The sequence below is a fragment of the Limnochorda pilosa genome (genome assembly GCF_001544015.1).
In the GTDB taxonomy this organism is placed as follows: domain Bacteria; phylum Bacillota; class Limnochordia; order Limnochordales; family Limnochordaceae; genus Limnochorda; species Limnochorda pilosa.
The window spans coordinates 601,203-613,555 of record NZ_AP014924.1 but is presented as its reverse complement, the minus strand read 5'-3'; the positions used below and the strand labels follow the sequence as shown (position 1 = coordinate 613,555).

Sequence of the window (12,353 nt, the reverse complement as noted above, 5' to 3'; positions counted from 1 at the left end):
GCTCAACGGGCAAGAGCATCGAAGACCACATCGAAGAGCTGCTGGGGGTCCACCTCGCCCTGGAACTCCACGTAGAGTCGGCTGACGCCCCTGGCCAGCGCGACGAGAGCCAGGGCGAGCCGATGCGGCTCCAGGTGGCTCGGGATGGCCCCCTCCTCCTGGGCCCGCTCCACACGAACCTGGGCCCCGGTGGCTCCACCGGCCTCATGGAGGTGGCACGCCACCCAGTGATCGGGCCGCGCCGGCAGGAGCCGGGGCCGCTCCACCTCGCACCACCCGGCGATCGCCTCGGGGCAGCGGGGGTGGAAGGGGCAGCCCGGCGGGACGCGGGCGGCGCTGGGCGGCTCGCCGGGCACCACGGGCCGGAGGCGGGTGCGGTTGGCGGGATCCGGCTCGGGAACGGCCTGGAGGAGGCTCCGGGTGTAGGGGTGCAGGGGCTGCTCCACCAGCGTTCCGGCCGGTGCGAGCTCCACCACGCTCCCCAGGTAGAGGGCGGCGATGCGGTCCGCGAAGTGCCGGGCGCTGGCCAGGTCGTGGGTGATGTAGAGGAGGGTGAGGTCCCGATCGGCCCGCAGGGCCCGCAGCACGTCCAGGATCTCCGCCCGCTGGGAGGCGTCCACCATGGAGACGGGCTCGTCGGCCACCAGGTACTCGGGATCCAGCACCATGGCCCGGGCGATGGCCACCCGCTGGCGCTGCCCGCCCGAGAGCCCGTGGGGGTACCGGTCCGCGAAGGCCTCCGGTGGATCGAGCCCCACGGCCGCCAGCGCCTCCAGGGCTCGCTGCCGCCGCTCCGCCGGTTCCACCGGCCCGTGGACCAGGAGCGGCTCCTCCACGATCTCCTGCACGCTCATGTAAGGGCTGAGGCTCGCGTAGGGATCCTGGAAGACGGCCTGGGCCCGACGGCGGAAGGCCTTGAGGCCACGGGCGTCGAGGCCGGCCAGCTCCTGCCCGTCGAAGCGCACCCACCCGCCCGCGGGTGTCACCAGCCCCAGGGTGGCCCGGCCCAGGGTGGTCTTGCCGCTGCCGGACTCCCCCACTACCGCCAGGGCTTCACCCCGCCGCACCTCCAGGGTCACCCCGTCCAGGGCTCGCACCGTCTCGGCACGGAGGAGCCCGCGGCGGGCTTGGAAGTGGACGTGCATGTCCTCCAGGGCCAGCAGGACCTCCTTACGCCCGGCTCCAGCCTCCCCGCCCCCTGCCCCTTCCGGCCCGTGGAGCCGGGGCACCCGGGCGAGCAGGGCGCGGGTGTGGGGGTGGCGGGGTGCGGTCAGCACCTGGTCGGCGGTGCCGCACTCCAGGAGCCGTCCCTCCTGCAGGACCGCGATCCGGTCACAGAGGTCGCTGGCCAGGGCCAGGTCGTGCGTGATGAAGAGCATGGAGAGGCCCGTCTCCCACTTGAGCCGCTTCAGCAGGTTCATGATCTGGGCCTGCACGCTCACGTCCAGGGCGGAGGTGGGTTCGTCCAGGACCAAGAGCTTCGGCCCCAGGCTCAGGGCCATGGCGATGGCCGCCCGCTGGCGCATGCCGCCCGAGAGCTCGTGGGGGTACCGGCGGAAGGACTCTCCGGGCAGGCCTACCTGTTCCAGCAGCGCCCGGGCCCGGGCCTCGGCCTCGGCTCGCGGCGTGCCCTCCAGGAGCATCCGCTCGGCCACCTGGAATCCCACCCGCAGGACTGGGTTGAAAGCGCTCAGGGCCCCCTGGAAGACCACGGCGATCTGCTTCCACCGCACCTCCAGCCGGAAGGTCTCCTCGGGCAGGGCCAGCACGTCCCGGCCGCCCAACAGCACCCGGCCCTCCAGCCGGGCCACCTGCCGGGGGAGGCTGCGGATGAGCACCCGGGCCAGGGTGGTCTTGCCGCTCCCCGAGTCGCCGATGAGGCCCAGCGCCTCCCCCGGCCCTGCGATCGAGAGGGAGAGGGAGTCCACCGCAGGCACGGGCCCCTCGGACCCGGCGTAGTGGAGGGTGAGCCCCCGCACCTCTAGGAGCGCCACGGCCGGTTCCCCCTCAGCCTCGGATCGACCGCCGGCTCGAGGCCCAGGGCCAGGAGCATGAAGGTGACCGCCGTCACCACGATCAGGAGCCCCGGCGGCACCACCCACCACCAGTAGCCGAGGAAGACCGCCCCCGTGCGGAAGCCGTCCTCCAGGATCTGCCCCCAGGTGGGGATGGAGGGGTCCCCCAGCCCGAGAAAGCTCAGGCCGGCCTCGGCCAGGATGGCCGACGGGGCGAAGAAGACCATCTGGGCCACCACGTACGCCGCCGCGTGGGGGAAGACGTGGCGCCACATCACCCGGAGGCGGGAGGCCCCCAGCGCCCGGGCCGCCTCCACCTCCTCCCGGCCCCGGAGCTGGAGGGCCATGGAGCGGACCACGATCGTGAGCCCCGGCCAGCTGAAGGCGACCAGCACCAAGAGGATCAGCCAGAGCTGCGTGCCTCCGATGAAGACCATGAAGATCAAGAGGGGAAGGACCGGCACGTTGGCCACCACGTCGGCGGCCCGCTGGATGGCCGTGTCCACCCGCCCGCCCACGTACCCGCTCAGGAGCCCCAGGGCGGTGCCCAGCCCCGTGCTCACCGTGGAGGTGGCCAGGCCGATGAGGAGCGCCACCGGAAGCCCGAAGAGAAGGCCCTGGGCCAGGTCCCGCCCCAATGCGTCGGTACCCATGAGCCCGTACACCGATCCGCCCACCGCCAGCCGCACCCGGCCCACCGTGTCTCGGGCGTCCTGCACCGTCACCCGCACCCGGGCCCGGTATGGGCCCTTCAGCACCTGGAAGCCGCCGCTCTCCGCGGGCACGCCGAAGAGCGCCGCCGTGAGCCCACTCCGCATCGCCAGGCTCTTCCCGGGCGCGGCTGGCGCGGCGCCGTAGGTCTGCCGGAGGAAGGTGTTCACGGCCTCCGCCGCCCGCGCCTCAGAGCTCAGGACCACCCGGAGCGGGCTCTCCACGTACCGCCGGTAGGGGGAGCGCTCGCCGGGGCGGGGGCCGGCCACCACCTGCCGGTAGAGGGTGATCTCGTGCCCGTCGGGGCGCAGAAGGGAGACGCTCACCAGGGGTGGCCGGGCGTGGTAGGTCACGTCCTCGAGGGCGAGGGAGAGGAAGGTGGGCGCCTCGTCCGCCCGGTGGAGGAAGGGAAGCTCGAAGACCTGGGTCCGGTAGGCGCCGGCCTCTTCTACGGCCGCCGGCGCCGTCGCCTCCAGGACCTGGTGCTCGACCCGCCGCCGGCCCGCCAAGAGCTGGGTCCACGCGGGCGGCGCCGCCTTGGGCAGGTCCGCCCAGACGGCCGGGCTCGCCCAGCGGGCGGTGCCGAAGTCGGCGGGGTACGCGACCGCTACGTAGAGGGAGGCCAGCATCAGCAGGGTCAGGAGGATCAGGCCCGCCCGGCCGGGAGCCCCGGCCCAGAGCTCCCGGACCAGTCGGCGCACGTCCATCAGCCGTACCTCACCCGGGGGTCGAGGAGGACGTAGAGGACCTCCAGCACCATCCGGGCCGCCACGTAGAGGAGCGTGTACATGAAGGTGAGGGCCACGATCACCCGCTCATCGGGAGTCGCGACGATCGCGTCGTAGTAGAGGCGGCCCATGCCCTGCCAGTTGAAGACCGTCTCCACCAGGATCGAGCCCCCCAGGGAGCCTGCGAGCCCCAGCACCAGGCCGGTGACGATGGGCGGGCCGGCCACGCGCAGGATGTGGCGCCGGGCGATCAGGGCCTCGGGGATCCCCTTGGCGCGGGCCACCTCCACGTGCTCCTCCTGGGCGACGCTGAGGGTCATGGTGCGCACCACGTAGACGTAGGGGCCCAGGCTGGCCGCCACCAGGGTGACCACGGGCAGCACCGCGTGGCGCGCCAGGTCCAGGAACCGCCCCAACCCCGGCGGCGGGGGCGGCGCGCTGTACATGCCCCCCGAGGGCAGGAGGCCCAGGCCGAAGGCGAAGGCGAGGATGAGGAGGATGGCCAGCCACCAGGCGGGCACGGCGTAGGAGGTGGCCGCGAGGAAGCTTGCCACCCGGTCCAGCCGGCTACCGGCCCGAAGGGCGAGCCGGGCCCCCAGCGGGATGCCCGCCGCCGCGGTGATCACCACGGCCGTGGTGACCAGGAGCGCGGTGTTGGGGAGCCGCTCCAGCACGATGTCGCGGATGCGGCTGCTGCCCGTGAAGCTCCGGAGCGTGTGGGCGTTGCCCAGGTCCAGGGTGAAGACACGGGCGGCCAGGGCGGGCAGGCGCCGGTACCAGGGCCGGTCCAGCCCGTAGGAGGCGGCCAGCTCCTGCCGGCGCGCCGCCAGGGCCTGCTCGAGCTGATCCGGGTCCCGTACCGTCTGGGCCAGGGCCGGCCGCAACGCCCGCAGCTCCTCGCTGATCACCGCCTGCAGCATCCGGTCCGAGTAGCCGGTGGCCCCCAGGCTCACCACCACCAGGAGCTGCACCACCACCAGCACCCCCAGGAGCGAGAGGGCCCGCCCCAGCAGGGGCCTTACCGCCTGGGGCATGGCCTAAGGTTCCACCTCCACGTCCAACTCTGCCTCCTCCAGCCGGGCCAGGGCATCGCTGAAGGCCGCCAGGTGGAGCTGGTAGAGGCCGGGGAAGAGCTGGGCGGTCGTCTCAGGAGCGAGGGTGATGCGGAAGCGGTCTGTCCCGGCGGCCTCCGCGGATCTGCCTGTTTCGACGGCCCGATCGGCCCCACCGTCGACCGGGGCCGCCTCGCCCTGCGCGACCACCTGGCGTGTGGCCGGGTCCACCAGCAGGTAGCGGAGACCGAGCCGGCCGGGCCCACGCACCGCCACCTCCAGGGTAAGGGGCTCGCCGGGGCGGAGGGCCGGCCGCCCGCCGCCTGGGCCAGGCAGCTCGATGGCAAGCTCGGGCGGCGCTCCGAAGCGCCAGTCACCGGGCTCGAAGGGGTAGGAGGGGTCCCGGAAAGCCCGCAGCTCCGCGTACTGGGCGGGCGGGTCGTAGGCGGCCAGGTAGAAGGGGCCGTTGCTGATCACCAGGTGGCCGTGGCGGTCGAACCAGTCCAGGGCCGCCTGGTAGCGGGCCGCAGCCTCCTCAGGGGTGACCAGGCTCTGGCCGCCCACCTCGAAGACACCCTCGGGAACCCGCTTCTCCCGGAGCAGGGTGCGGAGCGTGCGCTGCACCAGGCGGGCGTCGCGCTCCATCACCAGGCTGAGCCAGGGTACGTTGAAGCGGGCCGCGGCCGTGTCGCTGTAGGCGGCCCTCCGCTGGGCGAAGACCAGGTCGTCCAGGGCCGCCAGGACCTCCCAGGGCATGCTGAGGCCGCCGGGGCTGGCGTAGGAGGCGATGGTGCTCGGGTCGAAGTGCCAGTAGTCCACGTATACCTCGAGCCGGTGGTCGTCCAGGAGCCGGAAGCCCCGGAAGGTCTCCAGATAGGGCCGGGCGGTCACGCCCAGGGCCACCTCGATACGGGCCTTGTCGCGATCGTAGGCCAGCTCCCACCCTTGCGCCACCGAGTAGAGCAGGTCGGCGAGGGTGACGGGCTGGCCGTGGTGCCAGCGGCTCCCCACGTAGCGACTGTAGTCGAAGGTCACCCGGCTGGCCGCCTGGGTGCCAGGTCCCACGGGCGCCCAGCGGTCCTCGCCCGCATTCCAGAGGACCGCGTCTTCCGGCACCTCCAGCTTGCCCTCGGGGCCCGCCGTCTTCACCTCGAAGTCCGCCCGGAAGGGCATGGGCCTGCCGGTGAAGGGGTGGTTCCAGAGGGGCGGGTCGTAGAGGTTGCGCCAGACGTCGATGCTGTACACGTCGCCGAAGCCGCCCACGGGGTTCCAGGTGGTCCGCTCGGTCCAGACCCACTGGTTGCCCACCACCAGGTCCTCCCGTCCGGGGACCCGGGCCGCCCGGAGGGTCCAGGGCGAGCGGGGGCCGGCCACCAGGTCCAGGGTGACGTCCGCCAGGGCCGTGCTGGCCGGGAAGCTGTTCACCACCGTCACCAGCCAGATCCGTACGGACTCTTCCAACCCCAGCTCGGTCATGCGCCGGTAGATGCGGTTCCGCTCCTCCAGGCTCGTGAACTCGCCCCGGAAGAGTCGCTTGCCCAGCTCGTCCAGCTCCGGGTGCCGGTACTGCCAGAAGCCCACCTCCTGCCAGCCTGGCATGTTGCCCATCCAGGCTGCGGTCATCTGGTTCACCGTGGCGAAGTCGTAGCGCTGGGGGGCCGAGCGGCCCCAGCCCTCGGTGTACAGGTGCCACTGGAAGGCCTGGGGGTCCGAGGAGTAGACCGTGAGCACGGCGGCCGCGAAGGGCAGGTACGCCATGGCCACCTGGAAGCCCGCCTGCTCCAGCTCCGAGCGGACCAGGTCGCCGATCTCCCGGCGCTCGTCCTCCACCCGGGCGATGAGCTTCACCACCACCGGACGCCCCCGGTACCGCCAGATTCCGCCCACCCGCTCGGCCCCTGCCGCCTTCATGGCCTCGGCGATGAGCCGGCGGGCGTACTCCGGGTCGTAGGTCAGGCCTGAGCCCCGGTCCAGGTCGTAGACCGTGAGGTAGTCCGGGTCCTGGCGGCTCACGTGGGTGATCATGGGCACAGCCATCCCCTGGTAGATGTCGCGGGCGATGAAGGTCCGGTCCACCACGTACTGCACCGCCCTCCGCACCTCGGGCAGGGCGAAGGGGTTCAGCTCGCCCTCGGGGGCGGGTGCCGGGTTGAGCAGGAGCGAGACCGACGTGGCCGGCGCCTGGTAGAGACGGAAGGAGGTGTTGCCCTCCAACCGCCGGGCGGCCGCGGTCTTCAGGCTGTAGAGGTAGAGGTCCATCTGGCCGGCCTCCAGCTCTCGGGGGGCCCTGTCCACGTCGAAGGCGCGGAAGACCAGCCGCTCCACCGCAGGGCCGGGCGGGTCCTGGGCTTCGGCCTGGTCCGGCTGGGCCGCCGCAGGGTGTACGGCCACGGCCGCAGCCCCCAGGAAGATCCCCGCCAGCACCACGGCCGCCCGCAGGCGGGCTGCCCACACCCCGCCCCCGATCGCGGCCGACCCCGTCCACGACCTCATTCCCATCCCTGCCTTTCCAGCCAGGCTCGTGCGGCCTGCGGGCGGGCGCCCCTGGACCCTCACGGGGTGGAGCCCTGTCCTTCTGCCCCGCCCGCCTGCTGCCGGATCTGCTCCAGCACGTCCTTCAGCTCGCCAAGCTGGCGGGAGAGGTCGTCGTGGAGCTGCTGCAGGTTGCCGAAGCCGAACTCGGTGTAGTATGAGGTGGAGGCCCCGTTCCCCGACTCGTCCAGCACCCGCAGGCTCTGGGCACCCTCGCCCGTCACAGGGACGAAGAGGCTGGTGGTGAAGCGCCCCTCCCGGTTGGTGCGGGCGGTGGCGATGGTGGCGTCCTCCAGTTGAATGAAGACGTTCATCTCGGGCTGGAAGTCGAAGCCCTGGACGGTGATCTTCTGCCCCCCGCTGCCGGCCGGCGGCGAGACGAAGATGCCCGGCGCCCGGATCGCCTTCCGGCGGGCGAAGCCGATCTTCTGGTTGAGCGGCCCGAACTCGCCCAGGCGGGTGTCGGCCCACACCATGTGGACGTCCTCGCCCGTGGCTGCGATGGAGAAGTAGTCACCCAGGAAGAGGCCGTAGGGGAAGCCCCGGTTCGGGTTGGAGGCGAAGTCGGTCACGCGGGTGTCCGGCTCCTCCAGGCCCAGCTCGGGGTCCTTGAAGCCCCAGGTGGCACCCCCGTCCTCGGAGCGGGTGTAGTAGATGTGGTAGCGGGTCTGGGAGGCATCGTCGCGCATGTCGCCCCACATGACGTGGACGGAGCCCGACGGGTCCACGTCCACCGAGGGGAAGAACTGGAGGGCGGAACCGTCGTCGCCATTCAGACGCAGGGGCCCGCTCCAGGTGGCGCCCCCGTCGGCCGAGCGGGTGTAGAAGACGTCGCCATCGTCTCCGGGCGGGTCGCCGGGGCGGGCGGTGTACACCAGGTGGAGCCCGCCGTCGGGGCCCGCGGCCAACTGAGGAAAACCGGCCGCCCAGTAGCGGAAGAAGGCGTTGTGGGGGCGGAAACCGATCTCGTTGAAGGAGGCGGCCGTGACCGGCCGGGCGAAGCTCTTGCCCCCGTCGTCCGAGCGGACGACCCGGATCGCGCCCTTCCCCTTCATGCTGCCGTCGTCGGTGCTGTCGAACCAGGCCACGTAGAGGCTCCCGTCGGGCGCCACCGCCGGCTGCGCGCCCTGGACCACCCGGTCGGTCCAGACGGCGCCGGGCACGTCCGCCGGCTGCTCCACCTCGCCGAAGGAGCGCCGCACCGTGGGGCTCACCGCCACCGGCTCGCTCCAGGTGGCACCGCCGTCGACGGAGCGAACCAGGCGGATGGTGGTCTCCACCTCGTCGGGCATGAGGACGGGCAGCTCACCGATCCAGCGGATGTCGTAGCGGGTGACGAAATCGGTGTAGGTCACGTAGATCACGTCGCGCTCGGGCTCGCTGGGATCGGGTCCGACCGCCATCCACGGCTTGTCGAGGAAGCCGACGGAAAGGGTCCCCCGCAGCCGGCCGGTGGCGTCGATCTGCTGGTTCTCGAGCTTCACGCCGCTGCGGGCGGTGGAGACCACCTGCGGCCACGCGTACCCGCCGTCGCTCGAGCGGGCCACCGCGATGCTGGAGACCAGGGTGGAGAGGAAGAGCGGCCCCACCGTGAAGTCCTCCACCCCGATGGAGATGCTGGCGAGGTAGAGATCGCCCTCCCGGTCGAAGGCGAGGACGGGGTCTCCGCCGGAGACCTGGTCGTCGGGCAGGTAGGGCGCCTGGTGGGGTCCCTCCCAGGTGGCGCCGCCGTCGAGGCTCACGTAGGTGGACATGGTGGGGAAGTTGTAGTCGATCACGCCCACCACCAGGTGGTCCGGATCCTGGGGGTCGGCGGCCAGGTGGGGCTCGGTCTGGAAGGGGGTCTGGCTGAAATCTCGCGTGATCAGCAGGTCGCGGCTGAAGGCGGGCGCCGGGTTCCGGAAGGGCACCAACGCCGCCCCGGGAGCCTGCATGACGCCCGAAGGGGAGCCCAGCCGGGACGATGGCCCGCCCATAGGGCCGTCCAGGGCCTGCCAGTCGAGTCGGGTGAGGGTGCCCCAGCCGGGCCGCCGGCGCAGCCCGGGGTCGATGCCCTCGACCAGCAGCCAGGCCCTGCCCGAGAGCATGGGCTTCACCGGGGCGAGCAGGTCCAGGGATGGGCCCGCCTCCGCCTTCCCCAGCTTCGAGGGCGCCACGCCCTGGGCCCACGTTGGGAAGACGGCTGCGAACGTGACGCCAGCCGCCAGGAGGATCGCGACGGCCGCCACCGCCGCAGGTCGCCACCCACACGCATGCTTCATCGAAACGGTTCTCCTCTCACGGGCTGCGGAGCACCTCCAACGCCCGCTCCAGGTCCGGGTCGCGCCCCTCGCGCAGCTCCTTCAGTTCAGGTCGGGGAACCTCCACCTCCGGCGTGAGGCCCTCGAGGGGGAGGAGTTTCCCTTCCGGCGAGACGTACCGTCCGGTGGCCACCTGCAGCAGGCCGCCCCCGGGCAGCTCCGCCGTCTGGGTGAGCTCGAAGCCGCCCTGGGTCCGCTGGCCCACCAGGGTGGCCCGCCCGTACTCCTGGAGTACCATCGCCAGGACTTCCGCGAGGCTGCTGGTGGTGGGCCCCACCAGCACCACCAGGGGACGGTTGTAGGCGGCGATGGCCTCCTGCACGAAGGGCAGCGGGAAGACCCCCGTGCGGGTGACCACGCCCCCCAGGTCCACCGCCCCCAGGAACCACTGGGCCACCCGGATGGCACCGGCCACGCTGCCGGCACCCACGCCCCGCAGGTCCAGCACCATGCCGGATGCCTGGAGCAGGCCGGGGAGCGCCCGGGCCCCCTCCTCCACCAGCTCGTCGGTGAGCACGGGAACCCGGAGGTACCCCGTGCCCCCCTCCAGCACCCGGTGCTCCACGGTGGGACGGAGGTCGATGCGACCCCGCGTCACCGTCGCCGCCCGCTCGGCCCCGTCGGGGTCCCTGACGGTGAGCTCCACCGGCGTGTCCACGGGACCCCGGATGTGCTGGGAAACCGCTTCGATGCCGTCGCCCTCGGCCGGAGCCCAACCGTCCACCGAGACGATCACGTCGCCCACCAGCACCCCCGCCGCCTGGGCCGGCGCCCCGTCGAAGACGTGGACCACCACCACGTCCCCGTTCTCGAGCTGCTGGATGATGACGCCGATGCCCGCGTACTCGAGCTCTGGCTCCTGGGCCCCGTCAGGCTGGGGGGCTCGCGCCGACGGCGGCACCACGAAGGTCTGCCCGTCCTGCAGGAGCCCCACCATCTCCACGATGACGGCGTAGGCCGCCTCCAGGTCGGGTGCCGCCTCCACCCGGCTCCGGTACTCCTCCCGGACGCCCTTCCAGTCCACCCCGCCGAAGGTGGGGTCCACGTAGGTCCGGTCGATGGTCTGCCAGGCCAGGTCGAACGCAGCCAGGGTAGGGCTCGGAGTCTCCCGGGGAGGTCCCTGGGCGGCGGTGGGTCCGGCGAGCACCACGGCCAGGGCAGCGAGCAGGAAGAACGCGGTCGCGGCGACGGCGAGGACGCCGGCACGTCTCCGGGGCTGGAAGGTGCGTCCCCTCCGGTTTGACGTACGGATACCCACGGGTTCTCCTCCCGTCGCCGAACACCCCCGTGGCTGCCTTGCCCGGCAGGCTGGCGAACCACCGCCCCACCCGGGCGGCGGCCCGATCCCTTCACCGAGGGCGGTAACCGCACGTGCCCAACCGCACGTACCGGCATGCGCGTGAGATGGCCGGCAATTTGATAGTATTGTAGCATGGAAAGGATGGAAAAAGAACGTGCATCACCCAGAGCCACCCGCAGGAACCTGGTTACCCGGGACGTTCCATTGAACCACCTGGTGGGCAGGACCTTCCGGGTGGGCGAGGTTCAGGTGGGGGGGCTTCGGCTCTGCGGGCCGTGTGGTCACCCGGCCCGGCTCCTGGCCTCCCAGCGCGTCACCCCCGGTCTCGTCCCTGTCACTTCATGAGCCGCCTCTGCTGCCCGACGTAGGTCCTGCGATGGAACAGGCCGGTCGGCCTCGAACATGTCCCGACAATGGACCCAGGGGTGCTCTCCGAGGTCTGCTGCCATGATGAGGTCCTGCACGTCCCTCTCCCCGCCGAACGCCGAACCCTTTCCAGGACTGACGTGCAACAAGCCCAACCTAAAGCGCCCCTCTCCCCACGTCGATAACCTTCCTGTTGGGAGTGCCTGGAAGAACCGAACACTTGCTTGTGGAAAGGAGCACCCGCCTATGCGGAAACTGGCTCTGCTCGTCGTGCTGCTGGGGATCTTGCTCCTGGCTGGGTCGAACGTGGCCGTGGCGCAGACCACGGCGACGCAGGACGTGACGATCGTGGTCAACTCCATCGACACCATCTCGGTCTCGGGCAACCCCGGGACGATCACGGTGTCCGGACCGTTACCTGCCACCGTCACCGAGAACACAACCACGATGGACTACAGCACCAACGGGACGAACCTGAAGATCACGGCCGCACTGGACCTGGACTACGCCGCGGGGATCACGCTCTCCGTGGAACTCACACCCGGAGCCGGAGAGGGAACGGCGGCCAGTAAGGTGGCTCTCTCCACCGTCGCGGCCGACGTGGTGACCGGTATCTCCAACGTGAGCGCCACGCTGGTTCCGATCACTTATACGGCTGACGTGCTCGCCACCGCGGCACCGAATGCCCCGGGGGGCGAGACCCACACCGTCACGTTCACGATCACGCTGTAAGCATAGACGATCCGGGGAACGGCGGGCCAGGGGAGCGTGGCGCTTCCCTGCCCGCGACCCTTTCGTGCTGATCGGGGGGGCCGGTCGGGTTCATGAGGATGGATGAGGTCTGGCCGTTGAGCCGGCGCGCCGGGCGAAGACCGCCGGCGGTCCTCCTGGTCGTCCTGCTCGCACTCACCGCCACGGCCGGTCGTGTCCGGGCGGCGGACATCACCGCGACGGGGATCTGGTCGGAGACGATCGACGCCAGCGACCTGACCGCCGGTCCCGGTTCGGAGCTCCAAAGCATGTACGAGAGCCCGCTGGGTACCCTCAGCCTGGCCATCGCCAACACCGCGGGCGCGAGCTGGCAGGTGACCGTCCGGAGGAGCGACGTCTACTGGTGGCCCGACTTCATCCTGGAGGTCCAGCGCACCTCGGCAGGAACGGGGACCGGCACGGCGAGCGGTGGTGATTCGTATGTCATCGTCGGCGCGGCGGACAACCCGTTCTTCACCGGCACGGGCGACGTCTCGGGCGTCGAGGTCCAGGTGAGGCTGAGCGGCGTCTCTCTCTCCGTGCCGCCCGATACGTACACGACCGCACTGGTCTACACGGTGGTCGCCCTGTGAGGCCCG

General features: G+C 71.7%; 9 protein-coding genes. 3 read left to right on the top strand and 6 right to left on the bottom strand.

The annotated features are described in order from the left end of the window. Nucleotides 1-2 precede the first annotated feature (2 nt). The 6 genes from LIP_RS02700 to LIP_RS02675 are packed head-to-tail and all read right to left on the bottom strand — an operon-like array spanning nt 3 to nt 10,596. Entirely contained in the window at nt 3-1,994 is a 1,992-nt protein-coding gene (locus LIP_RS02700) for a dipeptide ABC transporter ATP-binding protein (protein ID WP_068134008.1), read from the bottom strand. Continuing rightward, the gene (locus LIP_RS19920; protein ID WP_068134005.1) at nt 1,982-3,433 is read right to left on the bottom strand and encodes an ABC transporter permease; all 1,452 of its coding nucleotides are present in this window, start codon (nt 3,431-3,433) and stop codon (nt 1,982-1,984) included. Before LIP_RS19920 ends, LIP_RS02700 begins: the two co-directional genes overlap by 13 nt. Beyond that, the gene (locus LIP_RS02690) at nt 3,433-4,488 is read right to left on the bottom strand and encodes an ABC transporter permease (protein ID WP_068134002.1); all 1,056 of its coding nucleotides are present in this window, start codon (nt 4,486-4,488) and stop codon (nt 3,433-3,435) included. Before LIP_RS02690 ends, LIP_RS19920 begins: the two co-directional genes overlap by 1 nt. A gap of 3 nt (nt 4,489-4,491) precedes the next feature. Next, a complete protein-coding gene (locus LIP_RS02685) occupies nt 4,492-6,999 on the bottom strand; it encodes an ABC transporter substrate-binding protein (protein ID WP_082726549.1) in 2,508 nt (835 codons plus the stop codon). A 59-nt stretch (nt 7,000-7,058) separates the two neighbouring features. After that, a complete protein-coding gene (locus tag LIP_RS19915; protein ID WP_144440297.1) occupies nt 7,059-9,299 on the bottom strand; it encodes a sialidase family protein in 2,241 nt (746 codons plus the stop codon). A 16-nt stretch (nt 9,300-9,315) separates the two neighbouring features. After that, entirely contained in the window at nt 9,316-10,596 is a 1,281-nt protein-coding gene (locus tag LIP_RS02675; protein ID WP_068133993.1) for a S41 family peptidase, read from the bottom strand. A 174-nt stretch (nt 10,597-10,770) separates the two neighbouring features. Between LIP_RS02675 and LIP_RS20315 the strand changes: the two genes are divergently transcribed. The 3 genes from LIP_RS20315 (at nt 10,771) to LIP_RS02665 (ending at nt 12,347) form a co-directional block, all read left to right on the top strand. Beyond that, entirely contained in the window at nt 10,771-10,983 is a 213-nt protein-coding gene (locus LIP_RS20315) for an MOSC domain-containing protein (RefSeq protein ID WP_407936389.1), read from the top strand. 267 nt (nt 10,984-11,250) lie between these two features. Continuing rightward, nucleotides 11,251-11,736: a hypothetical protein gene (locus tag LIP_RS02670; protein ID WP_068133991.1), complete on the top strand. Its 486-nt coding sequence runs from the start codon at nt 11,251-11,253 to the stop codon at nt 11,734-11,736. Between the two features lie 92 nt (nt 11,737-11,828). Further along, nucleotides 11,829-12,347, top strand: a complete 519-nt coding sequence (locus LIP_RS02665) for a hypothetical protein (RefSeq protein ID WP_144440296.1) — start codon at nt 11,829-11,831, stop codon at nt 12,345-12,347. The last annotated feature ends 6 nt before the right edge of the window (nt 12,348-12,353 follow it).

Coding starts and splice junctions, on each gene's coding strand:
- LIP_RS19920 (WP_068134005.1), bottom strand. CDS start 3,433: ATGGACGTGCGCCGACTGGTCCGGGAGCTCTGGGCCGGGGCTCCCGGC.
- LIP_RS02690 (WP_068134002.1), bottom strand. CDS start 4,488: ATGCCCCAGGCGGTAAGGCCCCTGCTGGGGCGGGCCCTCTCGCTCCTG.
- LIP_RS02685 (WP_082726549.1), bottom strand. CDS start 6,999: ATGAGGTCGTGGACGGGGTCGGCCGCGATCGGGGGCGGGGTGTGGGCA.
- LIP_RS19915 (WP_144440297.1), bottom strand. CDS start 9,299: ATGAAGCATGCGTGTGGGTGGCGACCTGCGGCGGTGGCGGCCGTCGCG.
- LIP_RS20315 (WP_407936389.1), top strand. CDS start 10,771: ATGGAAAGGATGGAAAAAGAACGTGCATCACCCAGAGCCACCCGCAGG.
- LIP_RS02670 (WP_068133991.1), top strand. CDS start 11,251: ATGCGGAAACTGGCTCTGCTCGTCGTGCTGCTGGGGATCTTGCTCCTG.
- LIP_RS02665 (WP_144440296.1), top strand. CDS start 11,829: ATGAGGATGGATGAGGTCTGGCCGTTGAGCCGGCGCGCCGGGCGAAGA.